Source organism: Agrobacterium sp. 22-214-1, assembly GCF_053522465.1.
Genome location: NZ_JBNWCK010000004.1, coordinates 357,203 through 382,935 on the forward strand (window position 1 = coordinate 357,203; position 25,733 = coordinate 382,935).

Here is a 25,733-nt window from a genome sequence, read left to right on the forward strand (position 1 = left end):
AACCATGTTCAAGACCGTCAAGAAACTGGCTGCGGCCGTCATTTCGCTTACCCTCATCTCCACCACCAGCGCCTTTTCCGCCGGCATCGAAGGTGCCCCGGCCCCCTTCGACAAGAAGACCGTCAACATCGCCGTCGTCAGCTTCCTCGGCAGCGGTGACTGGCTGCAGGCTTTCGAGGCGGGCGTGAAGCGGCAGGCAGATACGCTGGGCGTCAAACTCACCGTCTCCCAGGCCCGCAACGACAACGACACGCAGAGAAACCTCGTCGAGCAGGCCATCAATCTCGGCGTTGACGGCATCATCATCAATAACGGCCGTCCGGAAGTGCTGAAGGACGTGGCGCAAAAGGCGCTCGACAAGGGCATCAAGGTCGTTGCCTATGATGTGGACCTCGAGAATCCGCAAATTCCACAGATCGAGCAGAGTGACAAGGACATGGCCAAGCTCGTTCTGGATCAGGCCGTGAAGGACAAGGGTGACGGCTTCGTCGGCGGTGCCGTCTATGTCGCCGGCTTTGCGCCTCTCGACCGGCGTTACGCCGTGTGGAAGGACTTCATCGCTAAACACAATCTGAAGGAAAAGGCCGTTTGGGGCGTCGTCAACGATACGGTGCCGGCCTCCGTCGCAGACCAGACGAAAGCCATTCTGCGCGCCAATCCGGATATTTCCGTCATCTTCACCCCCTGGGATGAATTCGCCAAGGGTGCAAAGCTCGCCATCGACGAACTCGGCCTGTCACAGCAGGTGAAGATTTACGGCGTCGATATTTCGACGGCGGACATCCAGCTCATCACCGAGCCCGACAGCGCCTGGGTCGCCACCGCCGCAACAAACGCCGCCGTCGTCGGCGAAGTGTCGGTCCGCGCCGTCTCGCTTTCGATCGCCGGTCAGTTCCCCGGCCGGTCGGTCCTGTTGCAGCCGACCCTCATCACCCGTGACGATCTGGTGAAGAACGACATCGGCACCATCGAGGATCTGCAGAAAAAATTTCCGGCGTTTCTGAAAAGCGATGCGGCTACCGCCGCCTGGATCCCCGCCGTCAAGCACTGATCGCCTTTATAAAGATGCGCCGCCACTTACAGGCGGCGCTTTTCCCGTCAAAAAGCAAGAGCAGACCATGCCCGCCCCAGACCTCCCGACACCTGATTTCGCCCGCAACATGAAACTCATCGGTCATAGTGACATCGGCGGCCGTGGCGATGGCCTGCAACTGATGGTGCATCGCGGTTACGCCTATGTGGCGCATCCGTGGTCGCAGGGTTTTTCGATCATCGACGTCCGCGATGCCAAAAACCCTCTCGTCGTCAACTACGTGCAGGCCCCGGCCAACACCTGGAACATTCATCTCCAGACCCATGATGACCTGCTGCTGGTCATCAACGCGCTCGATCTTTTCGCCGATGTCCAGTCCTTCACCGACGAAAAGGCCTATTACACCAAATCGGTCGGCGAGACGGTCGCTGCGGAAAAAAGGGAGCGGGTGTGGACCGCGGGCATGACCGTGTTCGACATCTCGACACCCGACAAGCCCCGGAAAATCGGGCAGCTGGATGTCGACGGCATCGGTTTCCATCGCCTGTGGTATGTGGGCGGGCGTTATGCCTATGCCTCCGCGCTGCTGGATGGTTTTTCCGACTATATCTTCGTCACCATCGATCTTGCCGATCCGGCAAAGCCGCAATTACTGGGCCGCTGGTGGCTGCCGGGCATGAACACGGCCGAGGGTGAAAAACCGGCATGGGGCGAGGGAAAACGATATGCCCTGCATCACGCTCTGGTGCATGGCGATACCGCCTATGCCTGCTGGCGCGATGGCGGCCTGACCCTGCTCGATGTCAGCGATCATTCCGCTCCCAAACTCATCGCACACCGCAACTGGTCACCACCCTATGGCGGCGGCACCCATTCTCCACTTCCCCTACCCGGCCGCGAACTGCTGGTCGTTGCCGATGAGGCGGTGCTTGATAACGAGGAGGACGGGCGCAAGCATACCTGGATTTTCGATATCCGTGCCCCGGAAAACCCGGTCAGTATCTCGACATTCCCGATCCCCAACGAGATCGATTACAGGAAAAAGGGGGGTCATTTCGGCCCGCACAACCTGCATGAAAACCGGCCGGGATCCTTCGTGTCGGAAACGCTGATCTTCGCCACCTGGCAGAATGCCGGCATCCGCGCTTTTGATATTTCCGATCCCCATCGTCCCGTTGAAACCGGCGCCCTCGTTCCCGCGGGACCGACAACGATGACGGACCGCCGACCGGGCCGGCCGAAGGTCATCCAGTCGGCCGATGTCTTTGTTGACGCCAATGGGCTGATCTACGCGACCGATTACAATGCCGGGCTTGAAATCATCGAATATGGCGGTTGAGGTCGACGTGACCTGACAAGAAAAACCGCCCGGGGAAAGCCCGGGCGATTGCTTACAAAGCACATGCATCAGACTGCTTCGTCGTGGGATGGTTTTTCCCACAGATTGATACCACCTTCTACGGCGTAGCGATCGATTTCCGCCAGTTCTTCCGCCGTGAAATACGGATTCCGGAGCGCCGCGACGTTTTCTTCCACCTGTCTGGCGGAGCTTGCACCGATCAGCGCCGATGTGACGCGCTGGTCGCGCAGCACCCAGGCGATAGCCAGCTGCGCCAGTGACTGGCCACGATTTTTGGCAATTTCGTTCAGTGCACGAGCCCGCTCGATATTTTCCTGTTTCAGATGTTCCGGCTTCAGGAAATCCCCGCCCGGACGGTTGACGCGCGCATCCTGCGGCACACCATCAAGATATTTGTTGGTCAGCAACCCCTGTGCCAGCGGCGTGAACGCGATCACGCCTGCGCCGACCTCGTCGGTCGCGTCGAACAGGTCCTTTTCGGCCCATCGGTTGAAGAGATTATAGGCGGGCTGGTTGATGAGAAGCGGTACGCCACGCTCTTTCAGCAGAGCCGCAATTTCACGCGTCTTAACACCGGAATAGGAAGACACACCGACATAGAGCGCCTTGCCCTGACGGACGGCCTGCGCCAGCGCATCGGCGGTTTCCTCGAGCGGCGTTTCCGCATCGAAACGATGGGAGTAGAAAATATCGACATAATCCAACCCCAGCCGGCTCAGGCTCTGATCAAGGCTGGAAAGCAGTGCCTTTTTCGAGCCGCCGCCGCGCCCATAGGGGCCGGGCCACATGTCCCACCCGGCCTTGGTGGAGATGATCAGCTCATCCCTGTAACCGGCAAAATCCTGTTTCAATATATGGCCGAAATTCACTTCCGCGCTGCCGGCGGGTGGACCGTAATTATTGGCGAGGTCGAAATGCGTGATACCAAGATCGAAAGCCTTGAAAAGAATGGAGCGCTGCGTCTCCAGTGGCGTCGTATCGCCGAAATTGTGCCAGAGACCAAAGGAAATTGCCGGCAGTTTCAGGCCGCTGCGCCCCACACGGCGGAAGGTGGCGTCTTCGTAACGGTTGGGTTCTGGATGATACGTCATGGTCGCTGTTTCCTGATGGCGTTGAATGGCCGTCCGGCGATCGATGATCGTCGGCTCGGATGGGAGATTTCTGGTTTGAAACCGGACGCTAGATGGCCCCATGTCGTGGCGGCAGCGCGCCGTTCAGATAGAAGTTGCCGATGTGGTGGTATTTCCAGCGAACGGGATCGTGCAGCGAATGTGTCCGGGCGTTGCGCCAGTAGCGATCTAGCCCGTAGCTTTCGAGCGTGGATCGCGCTCCGCCGAGTTCGATGAGCTTCGTCGAAGCGAGTTGCGCCGCTTCCGTACCGAGCGACTTGACCTCCGCCACAGCGATCGAGGCCGCTGCCACCGTTTTTTCGTCTGGCGCTGCACTCGCACTGTCGAGGATGCGGCCTGCTCTTGCCAGAAGCGCATCAGCCGCATGCACGCGGATGGAAACGTCTCCGACCGCATGGATGGTATGCGGGTCTTCATAACCGTGCTCGATGCTCAGCTCAAAAAACGGGCGGGCATGGGCGCGAACATAGGAAATCGTTTCCGCCAGCGCACCGCGCGCGATGCCAACCTGAACGGCGGCATGAATGATCTGCGCGAAAGGTCCCATGGGTGTCGGCCGCTCGAAGACGACATCGTGATCCACGACCTGGAATGGCGTGATTTCGACATCGTCGAATGTCACAGTACCGCTGCCCGTCGTGCGCTGGCCGAAAGAGGTCCAGTCGTCGACCAGGGAAAGACCAGCTGTTGCACGGTCGATAAAGACGATGTTCACCCGCCCATCAGGCCCCTTGGCGACGACGACGATAATATGGGCGAAAAGAGAGCCGGTGGAATAGAACTTCTGTCCGTTCAACAGCAGTCGACCATCCCGCCCGGCAAAATGTGTTCTGTAATCTACCGGTGTTTTTGTACCGATTTCAGTGAAAGCATTGCCCAGCCGGTCTCCTTCGAGAATGCGCTGGAAATAATGCCGCTTCTGTTCTTCGCTGCCCGCAAGCCGCAACGCCTCCACCATGTAGAAGTGGTTTTGCGGAATTTGCCCGATGCTGCCATCGGCGGCGGAAATGATCGCGGTCACTTCCGCGAGCGTCACCGTCGAAACGCCGGCACCGCCATAATCTTTCGGTACGGTGATGGCCCACAACCCGCTTTGCGAGAAACGCTCGATCTCGGCGAGCGGCAGTCGCCGCTCCCGGTCACGTTCGGCGGCCCCGGCGGCAAAGACGCGCGCCAGTTCTTCGGCCACGGCAATGGCCTCGGCATCGTCTTTTATGATATGGGCCTTCGTCCGGCGCGGCGGAATATGCGGCGCGGGCTTTCCCGAGGTCAACGCAGCCTCGCGATGCAGCTTCCGGTCAGTCGTTGTCATCGAAACGGCCTCAATTCCAGGCATGGCGCGGGGGATGCGCGCCGTTCAGATAATAATTTCCGACATGGAAATATTTCCATCGCACCGGATCGTGCAGCGTGTGAACGCGGGCGTTTCGCCAGTGCCGGTCAAGCCCGTGCTCGGCAAGCGTCGAACGGGTGCCGGCAAGTTCAAAGAGCTTGTTGGTCGCCAGAATGGCAATCTCGGTGGTCAGAACCTTCGATTCCCCGGTCCTGATCGTCGCCTCTGAAACGGTTTCAAGCGTCGTATTCCGCTTTGCGGCATCGATGCTATGACCGGCGATTTCCAGAAGAGCCTCGGCTGCGTGCAGGCGGATTTTAAGATCACCGATGGCGGCAATGGTGAAGAGATCTTCGCCCGCCGTCTGCTTGCCACTGTCGAGCCAAGGGCGACTGTGTTTGCCGATGAAGGCGATGGTGTCGTCGATCGTTCCCCTTGCGATGCCCACATCGATTGCCGACTGGATGATCTGCGAGACCGGGCCGCCGATGGTGGGATGATCGAAGGACGTGACCTTCACCGCCCTCTCCTTCGAAACGCGGACATTTTCGATCTTCACCGATCCCGATGCCGTGGTGCGCTGGCCAAAGCTCGACCAGTTGTTGGTCACCGTCAGGCCGGCAGCATCACGGTCGGCGAAAACGAGATATCCCTGCCCCGTCTCGTCGAGAGCGACAATCGGCACGATATGCGCGAGAAGGGCTCCGGTCGTATAAAATTTCTCGCCATTGACGATGACGCTGTCGCCGTCATGGACCACTTTCGTCTCGAAATCGGCGACGGTCTTGCTTTTCAGTTCCGAAAAAGCGTTGCCGTAACGAATGCCCTGGAGCGCCCAGCCGAAAAACCGCTTCTTCTGTTCTTCGGTGCCGTCCAGTTCGACCGTGGCGACGATTGCCAGATGATTCTGGGTAATCTGGGCAATCGCGGGATCGGCTGCCGCAATCGTTGAAATGACTTTGGCGAGAGTGGCGTAAGACACTTCCGGTCCGCCATAGGCCCTGGGAACGTTGATACTCCACAGGCCGCTCTGGGAATATTCGTCCAGTTCGTCGATCGGCAACAGACCTTCGCGATCCCGCAGCGCCGCACCGACCCTGAATTTCTCCGCCAGCCGCTGCGCAATTTCTATCGCTTCCGCGTCTGAGGAAACAATGTGCGCCGGCGTCGCAGGGCGCGGACGCGGCGAGATCGGGTCGGCAGAATTGACACGCGGATGAACACTATAGTCGATCTTGGTCTCGGAAATCGTGCCCATGGGACGCCTCGCAAACACTATGAATGGATGGCGTGAGCATCGCACACCGCACGGTACTGAACAGTAATTCTATGTTTTTTATGCTCTAAAAAAGGGAAGGTTTTTCTCTGTAGTCCGGAAAAAATAAAAGATGTGAGGAAGAGCAGGGAACTGGCGGAGAACTGAAATATCTACCCCTAGGCAGGGGGGCGAGCCAAGTGTTCCCACCGTCGACGCAGAAAGCGCTCTATCTCCTGTGGCACCGTTTCATACCAGCACGCACTTCATCCCTTACGGGGGGCTCGGGATGAGGCTGCTGCCTTTCCCGCCCGCCGCGCAATTTTATTCCTCTGATTAGTCTATAAAAAATATCAGGAAACTGTCGCCCACCTGCTGCGCTCTTTATCCTCGGCTGCGACACATCCGGGAGTTCAGCATGAGCAAGACCATCCGCTTCAATGCCTTCGACATGAATTGCGTTGGCCACCAGTCGCCCGGACTTTGGGCGCATCCACGCGATAAATCCTGGAAATACAAGGATCTCGACTATTGGCAGGATCTGGCCCGAACGCTGGAACGCGGCGTGTTCGACGGTATCTTCATCGCCGACGTCATCGGCTATTACGATGTCTACAAGGGTTCGAACTATCACGCCCTTCATCAGGCCGCACAGATACCGGTAAACGATCCGCTGCAGCTCGCCGCACCCATTGCGCTGGCGACGGAACATCTGGGGATCGGCATTACCGCCTCCACCTCGTTCGAGCATCCCTACACATTCGCCCGCCGGCTTTCCACCGCCGACCACCATACCAAAGGGCGGATCGGCTGGAATGTCGTAACCTCCTATCTCGAAAGCGGGGCGAAGAATACCAGCCAGGGTGGCCTGCGCCGCCATGACAACCGCTATGAAGTCGCCGCAGAATATATCGAAGTGCTATACAAGCTTTTCGAGGGAAGCTGGGAAGAAGGTGCGGTTCTGCGCGACCGTGACCGGCGCATCTTCACCGATCCCACCAAGGTTCACGAAATCGGCCACAAGGGCAAATATTTCGAGGTGCCGGGCTATCACCTGAGCGAACCTTCCCCGCAGCGTACCCCCGTTCTCTATCAGGCGGGTGCTTCAGGTCCCGGCAAGGCCTTCGCCGCTGAACACGCAGAATGCATCTTCGTGGCTGCCCCGACCAGATCGGTTCTCAAACAGCACGTCGCGGAGACCCGCCGCCGCGTTGCCGAAGCCGGGCGTGACCCCAAAAAGGTCTACATCTACACGCTGGTCACCATCATCACCGACGAGACGGATGAAAGGGCGCAAAAGAAATTCGAGGAATACCGGGACTATGTCTCCTATGACGGCTCGCTGGTGTTCATGTCCGGCTGGAGCGGTATCGATTTCGGCCAATATGCACCGACAGATCAGGTCAGGAAGGTCGAAACCAATGCGATCCATTCCTTCGTCGAGCACATAGCCGGCGGCGACAAATCCTGGACGATCGACGAACTGGCGAAGTTCGGCGGCATCGGCGGCCTGGGGCCGGTTTTTGTTGGCTCCCCTTCCCGTATCGCCGATATTCTTCAGGAATGGGTGGACGATACGGATGTCGACGGCTTCAACCTCGCCTATGCGGTGACACCCGACAGTTTCGAGGATGTGGTGGGCTATATCGTACCGGAACTACAGAAACGCGGCGTCTATCCGACGGCGTACAAGCCGGGAACACTCCGGGAAAAGCTTTTCGGCGATGGCGACTATCTGGCGGCCAATCATCCAGCCAACCGCTATCGCGACATTGAAGCGATCAAACGGGAAGAGGCGGAAGCGGCCAGTACCGCGCCAAGGAGTGCTGCGGTCTGAAACGACCCATCCCGGGCGTTACACGCCTTCGATCTCAGGGCCTCATCATCATGCGCCGTCCCTACCGGGGCGGTTCACGCGTGTGCGGCCGCCTTGCGATTGGCAAAGCCGATGGCGAGCACGAGGAAGATCAGGAGGCCCGTACCGACCTGCTGCCAATAGAAATTCAGGCCGGACAGCAGAAGACCGTTAGCGACGATACTGAGCAGCAGAACGCCGAGAACGGTGCCAGGCACATTCGGCCGGCCCCTCTGATCAAGCGTCGTACCGATGAAGGTGGCGCCTATCGCATTCAGCAGAAAGGCGTTGCCGGATGACGGAATGTAGACGGTAACCGTCGAGGTGATGATGAGCCCCGCAATGGCGGCAACAGCAGCTGCCAGGACATAGACCGCCGCCACATGACCGGAGAGCCGGATACCCGAATAGCGAACGACACTGGCCTGGATTCCGGAAGAAACGACGACGCGACCGAAGCGCGTTCCGGACAGGATGATCCAGGCAGCGACGACGACAGCAAACGCGACAACCAGTGAAACAGAGACACCGAAGAGGTTTCCGTGGCCGAGGAACCGAAAGGCTTCCGGCACGCCGGCGGGAGGCAGATAGACAGGATTGCCGCCATTGGTCAGCAATTGCTGAATGCTGCGGCCAACGAACAGGGTGCCGAGCGTAGCGAGGAACGGCGAAATGCCGATGCCAGCAATGAGAATAGCGTTAAAAACGCCAACCAGCGCACCGGCCGCAAGACCTGCCAACGCGGCTATTGCCACCGGTTGCCCGGCAAGGACCAGCGACACAAAGGCGAAACCTGCAAAATCGATGGCGGCCCCGACGGAAAGATCGATTCCGCCTGAGGCCACGACGAAGGTCATGGCGATGGAAACGATCGCCAGCAGGACGAAGTTGTTGACCAGCACGCTGATGAGGTTCGTCGCGGTCAGAAATCCTGGCGCAAGCGTTGCAAACAGGGCAAACACGATCAGCAGCGCCGATGGCAGCGTAAAGCGCGCCGCGGCCCGCAGGATCGGAATGATCGTGGTTTTATCATGCGAATCGGTGGCGACAGATGACATCTTACCGGTTCTCCCGACGCAAAAGGGTCGTGGCTGACACGACAAGCAGGATCAACAGACCCTGAACGCCGCTTACCAGCGTGCTGGAAATGTTGAGAAGCTGAAAGCCGTTGACCAGAAAACCGACGAAGAGAGCCGATAGCAGCGTTCCGGTCACGGTCGGCACCAGACGGCGTGAAAAGACGGCACCGAGAAGCGCAGTGACTACCACCGGCAACAGCATCTCACCCGACCCGGTGGTGCTGCCGCTGAGATAGGATACGGATAATATGCCTGCGAAGCCCCCGAACAGACCGCTCGCCACGAATGCGCCAGCCACGAAGGATTTTACCGGCAGCCCCGCAGCCCGTGCCGCTTCGGGAAATTCACCCACAGCATAAAGGCGCAGCCCCAAAGGCGTATATTGTACCACCGCCGTAACCAGCCCCGCAAAAAGGATGAGCACATAGGCCAGCACCGGTATTCCGGCGGGACCGCTCGCGGAGAGCGCCGAGAGGAAATCGGTGGAGGCCGGGATCACGGTATTCTGCGTCAGAACCAGTTCGAGCCCGGCCACGACATTCATCACCGCCAGCGTCGCCAGAAGCGGCACGATGCCGACCACCGTGACGGCGAGCGCATTCACGGCGCCGATTGCGGCCCCGGTTCCCAGGGCTCCCGCAGCGGCTGCGGCATCGCCATATCCGGCCTGGGACAGAGTTGCGTAAACCGCAGCGCTCAGTCCCATATTCGCGGCCAGCGACAGATCGATGCCGCCGGTCACGACGTTGGAACCGCCGGCAATGATCACGATCGTCAGCCCGATGGCGAGAACGCCGCCAATGGCCGACTGCGCCAGCACGTTACCGATATTGCCTACCGACAGGAAAAACGGCGCCGCTAGCGAAAAGAAGACAAAAACCGCGATGAAGACCGCAAGCGCGCCGCCGCGCAGGGCAACGGCGGCAAGCCCTCGACGGATATTGCTGTCGCGCAAAAACCGAAAGGGCGCTTGTTGCGGGAAATTCAAATCGCGAGGCGCGGTGGACGCGGCGTCAGCGACTGTGAGTATTGGCGTCCGAAGCACCTGTGACCTCCGATAGAATTTGTTCCTGCCGTGTGTCTTTCGAAATGAACTCGCGTGTGATTTGTCCGCGGAAAAAGACCAGGACCCGATCCGTTATCCCCAGAAGCTCGTCGATATCGGAGGAAAGGACGATGACGCCGGCACCACGCGCCGCGAGTTCGCCGATCAGCGTGTAGATTTCAACCTTGGCGGCGATATCGACCCCGACTGATGGTTCATCGAGAAGATAGATTTCCGATTGACGGCTCAGCCATTTGGCGATTGCGACCTTCTGCTGGTTGCCACCGGAAAGGGTCCTGACGAGCGCGTCCGGCCCTTCCGTTTTTATCTGCAACCGCTTTATCAGATCGTCCGTCTGCCGCCGCTCGTCCGTTTTCCTAAGGAATCCAAGACGGGAAAAACGCCCGAGACTGGCAAGGGTGGTATTTTCAGCAACGGTGAGATCGAGCGCGACACCATCGCGGCGGCGATCCTCGGGAACGAGTGCGAGACGCCGCGACGCCGCATATGCCGGGCTGGCGGCAGATATCGTCTTGCCGCCCGCTTCTATGGTTCCGGACGAGGCCGTCTCAAGCCCGAAAAGGGTGCGGATGATTTCTTTTGCGCCCGAACCGACCAATCCGGCGAGGCCGAGTACCTCACCTTGTCTTAAGGTGAAGCTGACATCCGAATATCTGTCGGCAAGCGAAAGACCCTTTACGGAAAGAAGATTTCCGCCCGGAACGATATCGGGCTTGGGGTAAAACTCGGCGATGTCACGATTGACCATCAGCGCGCCGATTTCAGTTGCCGATGTCTCGGCGACCGAAAGGGTCGCCACATCGCGGCCATTGCGCAAAACCGTCACCCTGTCACAGATATCGACGATCTCGCCGAGATAGTGCGAGATATAGATGACGGTTATACCTTCCTCCCGTAGCCGGCGGATAAGTGCAAACAGCAGCTCCGCCTCGCGCCGCACCAGGGCTGCGGTGGGTTCGTCGAACACCAGCACTTTGGGATTGTCGAGCAGCGCGCGCGTGATCTGGATGATCTGTTTTTCCGCCGCCGAAAGATCGGAAATCAACGCCGAGTTAGGCAGCCGCACACCGAAGTAGCGCTCTAGAACCTCCGCGGCGCGGCGGCGCATCAAAGCACGGTCAAGAAGCGGCGTTCCCCTGATACGTGGTTCACGCGCCAGAAAAAGCGCCTCGCCGACCGTGAATGTCGGCACCAGCAACCGGTCCTGATGGATGAAATGAACACCGAGCTTTTCCACGAGATGTGGCGTCAACCGATCATGGGATTTTCCGTCGATCTCGATCGAACCGCCATCCACCCCGTACAAACCCGCCAGCAGCTTGATGAGAGTCGATTTGCCGGCGCCATTCTGGCCAACGAGACCGTGAACAGTGCCGCGACGCACGGCAAGCGACGCACCGGAGAGTGCCTGCGCGCCGTCGAAGGATTTGGTAATATCGCGCAGACAAATGATGTCGTCCGTCTCGCAGGACTCGACTGGATGGCCCTGATATGTTGCGACAGCCACGGCAAACTCTCCATATACGGCGGTTCAGATTTCTGGGCAGATCCCGACAGACGCGGAACAACGCACCGCGTCATGCAGGTCAGTGCCTCAGCCGATGCCGAGTTTCTTGGAGACCTCACCGACATTCACCTTGTTCGCCAGAAGGGCTGGAACATAGGTTTCTCGCGGCAGGGTTTCGCCCGCCAGATAACGCGCAACATTGCGGATCGCCGTTCTGCCGAGTTCGGCAGGCTGCTGCGCGACATCGGCTGCAGCGGGAGAATTGGCGTCGGCAACAAGCTGAAGAACTTCAGGGCTGCCATCAACACCATAGGTCTTGATTTCCGTGCGGCCTGCCGCGACCAGCGCCTGCGTTGCACCGAGCTGCGGAATATCCCAGGCCGACCAGATCGCCTTGATCGAGCCCTTTTCCGGATATTTGCTCAAAATTGCGGTGATCTGCGTAAAGGCGTCCTGAACGGTGTTCGGAATGACATCCCGAAGTTCCGGCTGGATGATCTTCACCTTGGGGAAATACTTCGTGACGTTGACGAGCTGATCATAACGGATGGCGCAGGGCGTCACACCATAAAAACCGTTGAAAACGACGATATTGCCTTCGCCGCCGATATCGGAAACGAGCTGCAGCGCCAGATCCTTTCCGATACCCCAATTATCCGATGTGGCGTTGTTCAGCGAATTGGTCGAGCCGACATCGATAGTGAAGACGGGAATGCCCGCATCGCGCGCTTTTTTCAGCCAGGGATCGATGACGCTCAGCGTTCCCAGAAGCTGCACGATCGCATCCGGCTTCTGGGCGATCAGCGTCTGGAGCTGCGACACCAGCTTGCCGTCATTGCGGCTGGCGTCAACCGCGATCGGTTCTCCGCCGAGACGCTTCACTTCCTCGATCTGGGCATTGTAGGCCTGCAGATCGAAGAAGTGGTCCGTACCCGTGGCGCTGATGCCGATGCGCTTGCCTTTCAGGGAAAGCTCCTGCTCGGCGAAAGCGCGCGAACCGGAAACCGCCTGCGTACCAACGGCTGCGGTAGCGACCGCCGCCAGTTTCAGGAGGTTGCGGCGATTGAACCCGGAAGAGAAAATATCTTCTGTCATGTGCGTCCCCAAAATAGATATAATCCATAAATAAAATATGGAATCTGCCGCCGACAGACAGGATTTTCCAAATGCGGGCCGATGCGGAAAAATTTTAAGCCGGCGGATGGGTTTGATTGGGTTCCGCCAACAAGCGGAACCGCAACTCATTTCATCAGGCTTTTATCCTTTGTCCCGCCGGTTCTGATTGCCGCAAGACCTAAGCGGTCCGTGTACCGATGACATCGTTAGAGGCCGAAAATCCCGGAAGCTGCAGATTGGCGCGGAAGTCGTCGCCGATATAATCCGTATCGATTACAGCGCGACGGCGCAGTTCCGGCAAAAGTCCGTTGACCAGCAGGTCCTCCTGCTCGGGATTGCCAAATCCATGAAGAGAGAGCACATCGAGAATTCCCGCACGATAGCGTTCTTCAATGGCGTCGGCGAGTTTTTCAGGTGTACCCGCTACCGACCAGTGCCCCGTTTCCTGTGCCTGGATAATAAGCTCTCGCAACGACAGCCCCTGTTTGGCATATCGACGGAAAACTTCTACCCGGCCGCGCCGGCGGTTGATGCTCGTTACATCCGGCAGCAACGCATCCGGCAGAGGCTTATCCAGCGGCAGCTCGGAGAGGTCGAGGTCACCGCCCAGCATATCGGCGAGTTTCAGGCGACCTTGCTCATAATCGATACGCTCGTGTTTTTCCTTCAGCCGGCGCGCGACATCCGCATCGGACTCGCCAATGACCGAATGGAAGGAATTCATGATGAAAGGCAGGCCGCCGGCACGGCCGAAAGCTGTTGCGCGGCGACGCAGTTCGGTTGCGAAGGTAACCGCATCTTCGAAACGCGGCTGCGACGTATAGACGACCTCGGCGTAACGGGCGCCGACGGTAACACCCGCTTCCGACTGGCCGGCCTGAAACAGCACCGCCCGGCCCTGCGGCAGCGGCGGTACATTGAGCGGTCCCTGCACGCTGAAATATCGCCCATTATAGTCGATCGGGTGGAATTTGGCGGGATCCACCGCAACTGCGCCGGAGGCTTTGCGCTGGGCCGCATCCCGCTCGTTGGCATCGTAAAGGGCATTGACGATTTCGATGAACTCCGCCGCTCGCTCGTAGCGTTCTTCAGGACTCGGCAACTGCTCACCGAAATTCTCTTCGCCCACCGAAGAGGTAACCGCGTTCCAGCCGGCGCGACCGCCGCTGAGATGATCCAGCGTGCCGATCTGGCGAGCAAGATTATAGGGGTGGTGGAACGTGGTGGAAATCGTAGCAATCAAACCGATCCGTGATGTCGCCTGACTGAGCGCCGACAGGGTCACTATCGGTTCCTGAATACCGGCAGTACCCGCGAGTCCGGCAGGATCGATATGGAGAAGATCGGCGGTGAACAGCCCGGTGATTTTCTCGGCCTCGGCCTTTTTCGCCAGCTCCACCGCGCGTTTGATGCCGGTTGTCGCAACGGGGTCGTTCGATGCGGCAACCACGCTGCTGGCACCGGTGAGTGTTTTCAGACGTCGGGGGCGGGTCAGCGCCATGATCGTTTCCTCTTCAATGCTGGTTCGTGTTTCTTGCCGGATGGCAGGCAAACGGCGGGTTCATGCAAGCGCGGGAACGGCATCGATCAATTTTCGCGTGTAGCCGTGCCGGGGAGCGGAGAATACCTCGCCGACCTCCCCGCTTTCGACGATCCGGCCGTCCTTCATGACCAGCACCCGGTCCGTCAGGTGACGCACGACGCCGAGATCATGGGAGATGAACAGCAGCGACGTGCCGGAGGCCGCCTGGAGTTCCGCGAGAAGATCGAGAACCTGGGCCTGGACGGAAACGTCGAGCGCACTCACCGGCTCGTCGGCGACGAGAAGGCGCGGGCGCGGGGCGAATGCCCTGGCGATCGCCACGCGCTGGCGCTGGCCACCTGAAAGCTCGCGGGGATAACGCGTCAGAAAATCGCCGCCCAGCCGGACAGCTTCGAGAACCTCCAGCACCCGGTCCCGGCGCTCGGCACCGCGAAGGCCAGTGACATCGAGGCTCTCGCCAACGATCTTTTCGACCGTATAACGCGGATCAAAGGAGCTGAAGGCATCCTGGGCAATCAACTGCATGCTGCTACGGCGGGATTTGCGCAGGCTCTCGGCAATATTGCTCCATGGCCGCCCCTCGATAAAAACCTCGCCATGTTCGGGTTCAACAAGCCCCAGAACCATTTTGGCCACGGTGGTTTTTCCGGAACCGGATTCGCCCACGATACCGAGCGCTTCCCCCGCCGAAAGATCGAAGGATACATCGTTGACGACAGGCGCATTTTCCGGCCCGCCGTAGTGCTTGACGAGATTGCGCACGGAAAGCACATGCTTGCCCGGATGAACGGTCCTGGGCGGGAGCGGCACGCGTTGCGAAATTGACGTTCCTCCGCCGTCAGCCGGCGGCAGCACCGCTGCCGAAAGCCGATAGCCCTTCGATCCGGCCGACGGCACGGCATCAAGCAGTTGACGCGTATAGGGGTGTTTCGGCTGGCGCAGCAACTCTTGCGTTGCCCCCTCCTCGACGATACGACCTTCATTCATCACGAGAACGCGGTCGGCAAGACGTGAAACCACCGCCAGATCATGGCTGATCAACAGCAGGGTGTGCCCGGCTTTCCGGCGTTCGGCCAGGAGGTCGAGTATCTGCTTCTGCACCGTCGCATCAAGCGCCGTGGTCGGCTCATCGGCGATCAGCAGCGACGGATTGCGGGCGATCGCCGTCGCGATCAGGGCACGCTGCCGCAATCCGCCCGAGAGCTGATGCGGATATTGTCGCAACCGCCGGACGGGATCGGGAATGCCGACCGATTGCAACAGCGCGTGACTGTCGAAATTAATCGGAGTGCGGGCAAACAGTGTCCGGCGACCTGCAGCATCCGAAAGCTGCTGCGAAATACGGCGCAACGGATCGAGCGAGACCAGCGCATCCTGCAAGACGAAGCCAATCTTCCGCCCGCGAAGACGCCGCCAGTCGCCTTCGCGATGGCCGAGCACATTTTCCCCTGCTATCTCGAATCTGTCCGCGGTCACCCTGGCGGTATTTCCGGCAAGCCCGATCAAGGAACGGGCCGTGACCGATTTTCCCGAACCGGATTCCCCGACAAGCGCGACAGTCTCGCCGCGGTGAATGGTGAGATCGATCCCGTGCACAACGGTATTCTCACCATCCCCGCGCGGAAAACCGATCTTCAGATTGCGCACTTCCACCCGCGGCGTCATGCCTGTCTCCTGCCTTCAAATGCGAGCTGCCAGCGTTTTCCCAGAATGCTGATGGCGATGACGGTGAGCGTGATGGCAAGGCCCGGCCAGATGCCGATCCACCACGCCACACGCAGATAATTGCGCGCCTCCGCCAGCATCGCGCCCCATTCCGGTGTCGGCGGCTGCGGCCCCATGCCCAGAAAGCTGAGGCCCGCCGCCTGAATGATGGTCGAGCCGAGGCCAATCGTCGCCAGAATGGGAACCTGGGCTATCGCGTGTGGCAGAACATGCCGGGTGACCAGCGTGAAACGGCCGAGACCGAAGGTTTTCGCCTGTTCCACATAGCCGCTCCTGGCAATAACAAAGGTCTGCGCGCGCACGACCCGGGCAAAACGCGGCACGGATGCGACACCGAGCGCGAAGATGAGGTTGACCGTTCCCGGCCCGGTGAACGAAATCAGCACCAGCGCCAGAAGCAGATCCGGGAACGACGATACGACATCGAGAAACCGCGATATGAGTTCATCGACCGCGCCGCGCGCAAGACCGGCGACAAGCCCGAGAAGGGAACCGGCCAGCGCGGCGATGGCGATCGCACTGACACCGATCAGGATCGAATAGCGTGCGCCGTAGACCACCCGCGAAAAGACATCGCGGCCCAGATGATCGGTCCCGAACCAATGTTCTACCGAAGGCGGCAGTTGTGCCTGCAGCGGGTCTGCCAGCAAGGGATCGGCGGCGGTCACAAAATGCGGCCAGATGGTCGCCGTCGCCACGAGCAGCAGAAACAACGACGACAATGTCAGGCCAGGCCTTGCCAATAGTACGAGCTGCCGCAAACGGCCGGTCGCCGATTGCGGAGTGTCGAAGGAAATGCTCATGGCTTGCTCCTCCCACCCTCACTGCGCAATCTGGGATCGAGCAGCAGGTAAAGGACATCGACGAGCGTGCTCATCACCACGTAGATGAGTGCGGACAGGATGGCGACCGCCAGGACCACCGGCATGTCATGTGCAAGAACGGCGTCGACTGTTATCCGCCCGAGGCCCGGACGTCCGAACACCGCTTCGGTGATGACGGCGCCGGACAAAAGATTGCCGACCAGCCAGCCGGCAAGGGTCACCGTCGGCAGTGCCGCATGGCGCAGGCCGTGGCGCAGCCTGAGAACAAGATTGCTTGCACCCCAGCTACGAACCGTCAGCGCAAAAGGTTCCTCAAGCGCGCGCTCCATACCTTCCCGCAGCACCTGCCCGAGCACGGCCCCAAGCGACAGGCCAAGCGACAGGGCCGGAAGCACCAGCGCCGACAGGTTCCGGTCGCCGGAGACGGGGAAAATCTTGAAGGTGAATGAAAAGACGTAAAGCAGCAGGATGCCCAGCCAGAATGTCGGCGTGGAGATCAGCGTTAGCTCGAGGCCACCGGCAATGCTGCGCGAGATGGGTTTGCCGGCGGTGAAAACGGCACTTGCAACCGCGAAGATTATAGCGACCGCAAGAGCGGCGGCGGTCAACTTCAGGGTCGGCAACATCTGTGTTGCAACAAGGCTCGATATATCGGTCTGCAGGATATAGGACCGCCCGAAATCGCCGTGCAGCAATCGCGTCAGATAGGCTACGTACTGGTCGGGAATGGACTGATCCAGTCCCCATTCGGCGCGGATGGCGGCTTCAATTTCGGGTGTGCGAATCTGTTCGCCGATCAGCAGGCTGACAATGTCGCCGGGCGCAAGCTGTATGCTGATGAAACTCAGCGTCACCGCTGCCCAAAGGACGAGTATGCCCGAGCCGACGCGGCCGAGAACCTGAAACAGCAGGCCGCTTCGCCGTCGGAAGCGGCCACGGCAGAAAAGGGACGCGGGCACCTGTCCCAGCGATGTCACATTGTCAGCGCTCATGGCGTCCACCCTCCGTTGTTGTTTCACCAGCCGGGAAAATTACTCGCTGCGCCACAGGTCATAGGCATTTTCCGGCAATTGCTTGAAAGGCCGGAAGGTGATGCCCTTCACGTAACTTGCGGCAGCAACCTGGTCTTCAGGCTCGTAGAGCGGAATGGCATAAGCCTGATCGAGGATCGCGAAACGCTGCAGCTTCGCATAAATCTCGAAACGTTTTTTCTGATCGAGGGTCGATGCGGCCTCGTTCAGCCATTGCGCCAACTCCGGCGCTTCGGCCCTGCTGTAATTGATGGTGCCGCCCTTCTGAAGCGGCAGGTAATGATATTCAATGTCGATCGCATCCGTCGGCGTGTTGGAATTGGCAATCGACCCGAACTGACCGGTCTTGCGGCGATCCGTATAGGTCCCGGCATCGACATAGTTGATGGCAAGGTCGATACCCGCTACCTGCCGCGCCTGAGCCTGCAACGCCTGCAGCAGAACGTCGCGCTGGTCGCGCACCGTAGCCTGCGCCTGCACGACATCGATGGTCAGCCGCTTGCCATCCTTGGTTCGGAAGCCTTCCGCGTCCTTTTCGACCCAGCCCGCTTCATCGAGAAGCCTGTTGGCGACGCCTGCATCCGCGCCATAGGTCTTCTCTATGCTCTTGTCATAAAATTGCGGATCGATTGGCGAGGTGATGCCCCAGGCGCGCGTGCGTTCGCCGCGATAAACAGCCTGCAGGATCCTGTCGATATCGAGCGAGGCAAGGAGCGCCTTACGCACCTTGACATCCTGCGTCGGACCCCAGGTGACATTGAGGAAAAGCGAATATGGCGTGCCCGTATTGAGCGCCGTCTGATAGGTGAAGTCCGGATTGTCCTTGAAGAGAGCCGCGTCGTTACCCGAAATCCCTTCGATCACATCAATCTGTCCGGACGTCAGGGCACCGGTTCTTACCGATGATTCCGGAAGGAACCGATAGGTTATCTGGTCGAGATAGGCCGGGCCCTGATGTTTGGCGGTCTGTGGCGCCCAATTATAAGCCTGGTTCTTTTCGAACTGGATTTCCTGGCCCTTGACGTAACGCTTGAGAATGAAGGGGCCGGTTCCTGCAACCTCCGACCCGCCAGACTTGATTTGCGACGATGAAAAGGCCGCCGGTGACAGGATTTCGAGGCCGGCGACATAATCGAGGAAGGGCGCGTATACGTCTTTTAGCGTGAAGGATACGGTATGGTCGTCGACGGCCTTAAGCTCGGCTATGCGCGAAACCGGGCCGGCACTGACGCTGGTGGAATAAGCGGGATCTTTGAGTTTTTCGAAATTGGCGATGACCGCCTGCGCATCGAATTTCTGGCCGTCGGTGAAGGTAACATCGTCGCGTAGCTTGAACGTATAGGTCCTGCCGTCCTCGGAAATGCTGTGGCCCGTTGCGAGCCATGGCACATATCCACCTTCCGCCGTGCGCGCCAGCAGCGATTCATAGGCGTTTCGCAACAAGAGCTTGGTCTTGTCCTGGCCGTTCAGTTGCGGATTGAGGGTTGCGGGTTCAGTCTCCACACCCCAGGTCAATGCGCCGCCATTGACCGGTTTGGCGTCTTGCGCAAGCGAGAGGACCGGGAAGGCCGAGATTGCCAGCAAAGCGGTGCCGCCAACGACGAACTGTCTGCGATTGAGCATGCTTAAACTCCATTAAAAATATTGAATCGCCGACAGATCAGGCGTTCTGCTGAAGCCAGATATCGTAGGCGTTGTCGGGAAGGCGTTTGAAAGGTCTGAAACCGACGTCCTTGACCGCGACTGCGGCCGCGATCTGATCATCGGGCACATAAAGCGGCAGGCCGAGCGCCTGCTCCAGGATCGCGTAACGCTGCAATTTCGCGTAGATTTCGAACCGCTTTTGCTGATCCAGCGTCGAGGCTGCCTCGTCCAGCCAAGCGGATATTTCCGGCGCTTCAGTGCGGCTGTAATTGATGGATCCGCCCTTGTCGCGCGGCAGGTAATGGAAATAGATGGTGACGCCGTTTTCCTGTGTCGTCGTCGAATTCGGGATGATGCCGTACTGACCATCTTTCTGACGGCTGGAATAGGTTCCCGCATCAACATACTGCAATGCGAGATCGATCCCGGCATGCTGGCGAACCTGTGCCTGTACCGCCTGCAGAAGAATGTCGCGCTGGTCACGTACCGTCGACTGCGATTGTACGACCTCTATCGTCAATCGCTTGCCATCCTTCACGCGGAAACCATCGCCATCGCGGGCGGACCAGCCGGCTTCGTCGAGCAGGTCGTTGGCGAGCTTCGGATTGAAACCGTAGGCCTTTTCGATACTCCTGTCGTAAAAATCGGTATCCGCCGGGGTAAGAATACCCCACGCGCGCCGACGCTCACCGCGATAGACCGCCTGCAGGATCTGGTCCACGTCCACCGCCGCCTGGAAAGCCTTGCGCACTTTGAGATCGGCGGTCGGCTCTTGGTTGACGTTGAGATAAAGCGTATAGGGTGTGCCGGTGTTAATAGCCGTCTGATAGGAAAATTCCGGATCGTCCCGAAACAGACCGGCATCGTTGCCCGGAATTCCCTCGATCACCTGCACCTGTCCGGAAGACAGGGCGCCGCTACGCACGGCGGATTCCGGCAGAAATCGATAGATCACCTCATCCAGATAGGCCGGTCCCTGATGACCGGCGGTTGCCGGTGCCCAGTTGTAAGCGGGATTTCTGACAAAGCGGATTTCCTGACCCTTGACGTAGCGGTCGAGAACAAACGGCCCGGTGCCGGCGATACCCACACCTCCGGATTTCAGTTGCGGCGAGGAGAAAGCCCGCGGCGACAGAATTTCGATACCGGAGGCGCCGTCGAGGAAAGGCGCATAAACGCGCCCGAGCTTAAGGACGACGGTATACTCATCCACGGCAAGCGCTTCGGTAACATGGGACAGATGACCGGCGCTGATACTGCCGGAATAAGTCGGCTCTTTCAGCTTGGTGAAGTTGAGCGCGACCGCGGCGGCATTGAACGTCTCGCCGTCGCTGAAGGTCACGTCGTCGCGCAAGATGAAAGTGTATTGCTTGCCATCCTCGGAGACAGAATAGCTCTTGGCCAGCCATGGCGCATAACCGCCGTCCGGCGTACGGGCCAGAAGCGATTCATAGGCGTTGCGCAGAATGAGCTTCGCCTTGGCCTGCCCGTTGAGATGCGGATTGAGCGTGCTCGGCTCGGTCTCCACAGCCCAGGTTAGCGAACCGCCGCTTGTCGGCGTCTGCGTGGCCTTGCCCGCACCGAAAGCAACCCGGCTGCTGGCAAAAATAGCCGCGGCACTCGTTGCCAGAATGAAATGACGTCTGGTTACCATATCTAATCCCCTGTGCCCAACGACTGTCTTCATGCGGCGAGAGCGCGACTGGCCGCAGCCAGATATTCGATCGTCTTCAGGCGGTGCGCGCCTTCGGAAACGGGGCACTCCACGATGAACTCGTCGATGCTGAAATGTTGATGAAGCCGAAGCAATTCGGCACGGACCGTGGATGGAGAACCGCGAAGGATCAGTGGGCTGCGCTCTTCGATGCGATAATGCGTGGCGCCTGCCTGCCGGACATATTCCAGTGCCTGCTCCTCACTTCCAACGTTCACGCCCTGTCCGCCCTCGACCTCGACACGAAAGCGGCGGCCTTCGACCGCATGCGCCTCTGCAGCCTGATCGGTTTCCGCCACCACCACGGCGACCGCCAGAACCGCATATTTGCCGCCCGCGTCCCGGAACGCGTTCAGCGCCTCCGAAATCGCGGCCTCACTGCCATGGATGTGGCCGGCGTAAACGAAGTTCCATCCCAGCCTGCCGGCAAGCCGGGCACTTTCCGGGCTCGCCCCAAGCAGGAAGCGGTTTGGCGGCGAAGGCGGCAGGGGGTAGGCTGCAAGCTTGTCTTCATCCGCGTTGCCGGCCTTTTCGTCACGGACAAACCGGTCGAGATCCTCGAGCTGCCGTTCGAAGGAGGGCTTGCGCGTCGGATCATAGGCGCCCTGAAGGGCACGCGTTGACAGCGGAAGTCCGCCCGGCGCCTTGCCGATGCCGAGATCGACACGGTCCGGCGCCAGAGCGGAAAGCAGCTTGAAGTTTTCGGCGACCTTATAGGCGCTGTAATGCTGCAGCATGACGCCGCCGGACCCGATATTGATCCGCTGCGTCTGAGCCAACAGGAAACCGATCAGCACTTCGGGAGACGAGCTCGCCAGTTTCGGCGAGTTATGATGCTCGGCAACCCAGAAGCGGAGGAAGCCGTTCGCCTCGGCTTTTTGCGCAAGGGCCACAGTTCTTCGTAGCGCCGCTGCGGCGCTCTCATCCTGATGAATCGGGCTCTTGTCGAGAAAACTCAAACCAAAGGTCATGGATACTCCCTGCAGAACGCTTCATTAATTTGACAAAATCTATATTTTTAGTGTCATAAATAATCGAGCAACGATATTTCCTTATTCAATTGCACAATAAAAGATCATGCCGCGCCAAAGCGGCTTGCCCTGCGCCATGCTTCTGCCCGCGGCTGAGGCCGGTGCAGGCGTCCGAAAAATCCCGCCTGATAAACACCGCCCGGACAGCCGGCTATCGTGCCCAAGCGAGACGATCCATGCCCGATGTCATCATCCACTCCTCACTCCTTCACCCTTCAACCCAACCCCTCATCGAAGGCCTGATCAGCGAATATGACGGGCGATATGGCACAAGGGATCGCCCGGGCGGCGCTCGCGGCGAGATATTCCGCTATCCTGAAGGGCTCTATTCTCCACCGCTGGGCGATCTCCTCTTGCTGCAAAGGGATGGGAAAACCATTGCCGGCGGCGCCTTCATGAGCCACGACGACGAGACGGCGGAAATAAAGCGGATATGGACGGACCCTTCATTGCGGCGGCAAGGGCTTGCCCGCACCATCATGTCGGCTCTTGAAGAGAGCGCCGCAGCGCTTGGCTATACCCGTACGTATCTCTCGACCGGGTTCCGCCAGCCTGAAGCCGTCGCACTTTACCTGAGCCTCGGATATCGCCCGCTTTTTGACACCGCCGCCGATCCGCAACTCTATCGTTCCCTTCCTTTCGAAAAATACATCGGCGCCAGAGCCGGGCAGAAAGGAAACACACCGGTCTACCCTCCGGCCTCCTCCTTCGAAGAGGCGACCCTGCGGGTGAAGGCGTTGAAGGAAGGACAGGAGGCGAAGATCCTGGCACGCTTTGCCGGGCACGGTGCAGCACAGGCCGAAGCCGGCCTCGACGGACTATCATATCAGGGTGTGCTTTCCGGCATTACGGCTCAAACTTCAGTCAGGAGTGCGACATGACTTTCGCGACGCATTTTCATTTGGCCATAGAGCTCGGCCTTCCTTCGCAGGATGTGCTTGCGCAGGACAGCAAGTCGGACGGTCTTCTTCAGCGACTTGATGAAGGTTTCGACCTCATCACCCTCGAAGACCGCTTTGCGCTCCGCACAGGCGATGGTCTCGATGCCATATTGTTCGCAAACTGGCTTGGCGCCCGAACTAGACACGCCGGCATCCTTGCCGGTGCGCCGATCAACGTCCTTGAGCCCTTCCATGTATCGACTGCCATCGCCACACTCGACTACGTCACCGAAGGTCGCGCCGGCCTCCTTGCGCAACCGCTTGAGGGCAGGCGGGCGGCTGCGGCAAGACGCGCGACCGGGGGGCATAATGGCTATCCGGAAAACAACCGTCAGGCGCTCGAACGGGATTTCGGCGAAGCGATAGACGTCATCCGCCGGCTCTGGGACAGTTGGGAAGATGACGCTGTCATCCGCGATCAGGAAAGCCAGCGCTTCATCGACGGCGCAAAATTGCGCCATGTCGATTTCAGGGGTGCGAATTTCAACATCCTCGGCCCATCAATCACACCGCGGCCACCACAGGGCCAACCCGTTATAGCCTCCATCGTGGAACCGGAAAACAGCGCCCCTCTGGCTTCCGACATCGACCTCGCCTTTTTGTGCGCAAGCGACCGCGATCTCTCATCGCTGGCGCAAGGTATCAAATCCGAATATCCGGAGCTGCGGCTTTTTGCCGATGTCGAATTTGGAGCCGACTCGTCTGGAAAAGACACGACCCCTCAATGGGTCGCTGATGTGGAGACCGCGATCACCACCGCGCGTACATTGGCAAGCGCCGGTCTGGACGGTATCCGCTTCCTGCCCCGCGAACCTGAACGGGACCTGACACCTCTGGTGGAGCATGTCCTGCCGGCAATTCGGAATGCCGGCCTTGTCCAGGCACGGCGGGGATCGACCCTGCGCGAACGTCTTTCCCTGCCTGCTGCCACGAACCGCTACGTCGTTGCGGCCGCCTGAACGCCATCGGAAATAACATCATGTCGAAAAAACAAGTCATCATCGGAGCCCAGTTTCCGGGCGTCAATAACTTTACGATCTGGAGCGATCCGGCAGCCGGCAGCCAGATCGCGTTTTCGTCTTTCAGGCATTTCGCCGAAACGGTCGAAAGGGGAAAACTGGATTTCATCTTCCTTGCAGAAGGGCTTCGGGTGCGCGAGCAGAAGGGCCGTTTCCATGAACTGGATGTCGTGGGACGACCGAACACCCTGGCAATCCTGACGGCGATAGCCGCCGTCACCCGTAATGTCGGCCTCATCGGAACGCTCACCACCACCTTCAATGAACCCTATCCGCTCGCCCGCCAGCTTGCCACGCTCGATGTGCTTTCCAACGGTCGTGCCGGCTGGAACGTCGTCACCTCGCCTGGCGCCTTTACGGGCGCGAATTTCCGCAGGGGCGACCATTTGCCGTTTGCAGAGCGTTATGAGCGCGCAAAAGAATTCATCGAGGCGGCGCGGGCGATCTGGAAAGGTCACGATTTCGCTTTCAAATCAAAGCACTTTGATATTGCCGGTCGTTCCGGTCTGCCGCTCTCCCCGCAGGGTGGACCCGTGATTGCGCAGGCCGGAGATTCCGAGACCGGCCGCGAACTGGCGGCCAGCCACGCGGATGTCATCTATTCCCGCCACGGCACACTCGAGGATGGACAGGCGTTCTACCGGGATGTCAAGGCTCGGCTTCCCAGATATGGCCGCGCCGCTGGCGACCTCAAAATATTGCCGGGTGCCGCTTTCGTTCTCGGCAACAGCCAGGAAGACGCAGAGGAACGACAGCGCGCCATTCGCCTGCAGCAGGTGAGCCCGAAAAACGCGATCGTTTTTCTGGAGCAGGTGTGGAACCAGGATCTGTCCTCTTACGATCCCGACGGACCGCTACCCGAGATCGATCCCGAAGTGTCCTCTCCCGCCCTTGCTCAGGGACGCGCGAGCCGCGTCGATAACCGGCTTGAGACTGCCCGCACCTGGCGGGAAATCGCCAAGCGGGAGAAACTGAGCATTCGGCAGCTCATCATCAAGGTGACAGCACGCCAGCATTTCGTCGGCACGCCGGAAACGGTAGCGAGGCAGATCAATAATTACGTTCAGCAAAACGCCGCTGACGGCTTCGTGTTCGCCCCGCATCTCACGCCAACAGGCTTCGATGAATTCGTCGACAAGGTCATTCCCTATCTTCAGGAATGGGGCGTCTACCGAAAAGATTATCAAACGCAGACACTGCGAGGTAATCTCGGCCTCGCCGTGCACTGATCCTCGCTTCGGTCCCCGAGCATTCCGTGAAACCGAATGGCGATCGCCAATATCGGGGACGGCTGGCAGGCGGTTTTATTTTCAAACCTGCCGGCGCGTCTGCTCAAAAAAGCGCACCGCCAAATGCTCGTGCTTTTTCGACATGCAGGTAGCGACCCAATATTGTCTTGCAGCCAGTCCCCCCTGCTTCGCATCTGCTGATTGTGGAATTGGCTTTGTGATCAGCGGCCTAGTTTTTCCCTGACGGCGGGCCCGATATCATGAGTCCAGAAACAACAAACCCCGTCGCGAGTGCAAC

Annotated in this window: 20 protein-coding genes; 6 read left to right on the plus strand and 14 right to left on the minus strand. The window is 59.4% G+C overall.

The genetic code is table 11. The annotated features are described in order from the left end of the window. The first annotated feature begins 4 nt into the window (after positions 1 to 4). Both ACQZ5G_RS17730 and ACQZ5G_RS17735 read left to right on the plus strand, forming a co-directional pair. Positions 5 to 1,051, plus strand: a complete 1,047-nt coding sequence (locus ACQZ5G_RS17730; protein ID WP_448739285.1) for a substrate-binding domain-containing protein — start codon at positions 5 to 7, stop codon at positions 1,049 to 1,051. A 67-nt stretch (positions 1,052 to 1,118) separates the two neighbouring features. Further along, positions 1,119 to 2,372: an LVIVD repeat-containing protein gene (locus ACQZ5G_RS17735; RefSeq protein ID WP_448739286.1), complete on the plus strand. Its 1,254-nt coding sequence runs from the start codon at positions 1,119 to 1,121 to the stop codon at positions 2,370 to 2,372. Between the two features lie 68 nt (positions 2,373 to 2,440). Here the strand turns inward: ACQZ5G_RS17735 and mgrA are convergent, their stop codons facing one another. The 3 genes from mgrA to ACQZ5G_RS17750 form a co-directional block, all read right to left on the minus strand. Continuing rightward, the gene (gene mgrA / locus ACQZ5G_RS17740) at positions 2,441 to 3,484 is read right to left on the minus strand and encodes an L-glyceraldehyde 3-phosphate reductase (protein WP_448739287.1); all 1,044 of its coding nucleotides are present in this window, start codon (positions 3,482 to 3,484) and stop codon (positions 2,441 to 2,443) included. Between the two features lie 88 nt (positions 3,485 to 3,572). Continuing rightward, positions 3,573 to 4,835: an SfnB family sulfur acquisition oxidoreductase gene (locus tag ACQZ5G_RS17745; protein WP_003524137.1), complete on the minus strand. Its 1,263-nt coding sequence runs from the start codon at positions 4,833 to 4,835 to the stop codon at positions 3,573 to 3,575. 10 nt (positions 4,836 to 4,845) lie between these two features. Beyond that, positions 4,846 to 6,114, minus strand: a complete 1,269-nt coding sequence (locus ACQZ5G_RS17750; protein WP_448739288.1) for an SfnB family sulfur acquisition oxidoreductase — start codon at positions 6,112 to 6,114, stop codon at positions 4,846 to 4,848. A 415-nt stretch (positions 6,115 to 6,529) separates the two neighbouring features. Between ACQZ5G_RS17750 and ACQZ5G_RS17755 the strand changes: the two genes are divergently transcribed. After that, positions 6,530 to 7,948 (plus strand): LLM class flavin-dependent oxidoreductase, encoded by a 1,419-nt coding sequence (locus tag ACQZ5G_RS17755; protein WP_448739289.1) that lies wholly within the window; start codon positions 6,530 to 6,532, stop codon positions 7,946 to 7,948. A 74-nt stretch (positions 7,949 to 8,022) separates the two neighbouring features. Here the strand turns inward: ACQZ5G_RS17755 and ACQZ5G_RS17760 are convergent, their stop codons facing one another. The 11 genes from ACQZ5G_RS17760 to ACQZ5G_RS17810 all read right to left on the minus strand — a co-directional run bounded on the left by ACQZ5G_RS17760 (position 8,023) and on the right by ACQZ5G_RS17810 (position 22,186). Next, on the minus strand, positions 8,023 to 9,024 hold the full coding sequence (locus ACQZ5G_RS17760; protein WP_448739290.1) for an ABC transporter permease: 1,002 nt from the start codon (positions 9,022 to 9,024) through the stop codon (positions 8,023 to 8,025). Position 9,025: 1 nt separating this feature from the next. Next, positions 9,026 to 10,000 carry an ABC transporter permease gene (locus ACQZ5G_RS17765; protein ID WP_003524141.1) on the minus strand — a complete coding sequence of 325 codons (975 nt, stop codon included), beginning with the start codon at positions 9,998 to 10,000 and terminating at the stop codon, positions 9,026 to 9,028. A 58-nt stretch (positions 10,001 to 10,058) separates the two neighbouring features. Continuing rightward, positions 10,059 to 11,618 carry a sugar ABC transporter ATP-binding protein gene (locus ACQZ5G_RS17770; protein ID WP_448739291.1) on the minus strand — a complete coding sequence of 520 codons (1,560 nt, stop codon included), beginning with the start codon at positions 11,616 to 11,618 and terminating at the stop codon, positions 10,059 to 10,061. An 87-nt stretch (positions 11,619 to 11,705) separates the two neighbouring features. Beyond that, positions 11,706 to 12,713, minus strand: a complete 1,008-nt coding sequence (locus tag ACQZ5G_RS17775; RefSeq protein WP_003524143.1) for a sugar ABC transporter substrate-binding protein — start codon at positions 12,711 to 12,713, stop codon at positions 11,706 to 11,708. 199 nt (positions 12,714 to 12,912) lie between these two features. Continuing rightward, positions 12,913 to 14,235, minus strand: a complete 1,323-nt coding sequence (locus ACQZ5G_RS17780) for an NtaA/DmoA family FMN-dependent monooxygenase (RefSeq protein WP_448739292.1) — start codon at positions 14,233 to 14,235, stop codon at positions 12,913 to 12,915. Positions 14,236 to 14,295: 60 nt separating this feature from the next. Next, on the minus strand, positions 14,296 to 15,942 hold the full coding sequence (locus ACQZ5G_RS17785) for a dipeptide ABC transporter ATP-binding protein (RefSeq protein ID WP_448739293.1): 1,647 nt from the start codon (positions 15,940 to 15,942) through the stop codon (positions 14,296 to 14,298). Next, a complete protein-coding gene (locus ACQZ5G_RS17790) occupies positions 15,939 to 16,805 on the minus strand; it encodes an ABC transporter permease (protein WP_448739294.1) in 867 nt (288 codons plus the stop codon). The genes ACQZ5G_RS17785 and ACQZ5G_RS17790 overlap by 4 nt, the downstream gene beginning before the upstream one ends. Then, positions 16,802 to 17,818, minus strand: a complete 1,017-nt coding sequence (locus tag ACQZ5G_RS17795; RefSeq protein ID WP_448739295.1) for an ABC transporter permease — start codon at positions 17,816 to 17,818, stop codon at positions 16,802 to 16,804. Before ACQZ5G_RS17795 ends, ACQZ5G_RS17790 begins: the two co-directional genes overlap by 4 nt. Positions 17,819 to 17,857: 39 nt before the next feature. Further along, positions 17,858 to 19,480, minus strand: coding sequence for an ABC transporter substrate-binding protein (locus ACQZ5G_RS17800; protein ID WP_448739296.1), 1,623 nt, complete (start codon positions 19,478 to 19,480; stop codon positions 17,858 to 17,860). A 37-nt stretch (positions 19,481 to 19,517) separates the two neighbouring features. Continuing rightward, a complete protein-coding gene (locus ACQZ5G_RS17805) occupies positions 19,518 to 21,155 on the minus strand; it encodes an ABC transporter substrate-binding protein (RefSeq protein WP_448739297.1) in 1,638 nt (545 codons plus the stop codon). Positions 21,156 to 21,184: 29 nt separating this feature from the next. Next, on the minus strand, positions 21,185 to 22,186 hold the full coding sequence (locus ACQZ5G_RS17810) for an MsnO8 family LLM class oxidoreductase (RefSeq protein ID WP_448739298.1): 1,002 nt from the start codon (positions 22,184 to 22,186) through the stop codon (positions 21,185 to 21,187). 236 nt (positions 22,187 to 22,422) lie between these two features. Between ACQZ5G_RS17810 and ACQZ5G_RS17815 the strand changes: the two genes are divergently transcribed. Genes ACQZ5G_RS17815 through ACQZ5G_RS17825 form a run of 3 tightly spaced genes read left to right on the plus strand, consistent with a single transcriptional unit; the run spans position 22,423 to position 25,435 of the window. Further along, complete coding sequence (locus tag ACQZ5G_RS17815) at positions 22,423 to 23,127, plus strand: GNAT family N-acetyltransferase (RefSeq protein ID WP_448739299.1); 705 nt, start codon at positions 22,423 to 22,425, stop codon at positions 23,125 to 23,127. Next, the gene (locus tag ACQZ5G_RS17820; RefSeq protein WP_448739300.1) at positions 23,124 to 24,146 is read left to right on the plus strand and encodes an LLM class flavin-dependent oxidoreductase; all 1,023 of its coding nucleotides are present in this window, start codon (positions 23,124 to 23,126) and stop codon (positions 24,144 to 24,146) included. The genes ACQZ5G_RS17815 and ACQZ5G_RS17820 overlap by 4 nt, the downstream gene beginning before the upstream one ends. Positions 24,147 to 24,166: 20 nt before the next feature. Next, entirely contained in the window at positions 24,167 to 25,435 is a 1,269-nt protein-coding gene (locus ACQZ5G_RS17825; RefSeq protein ID WP_448739301.1) for an LLM class flavin-dependent oxidoreductase, read from the plus strand. The last annotated feature ends 298 nt before the right edge of the window (positions 25,436 to 25,733 follow it).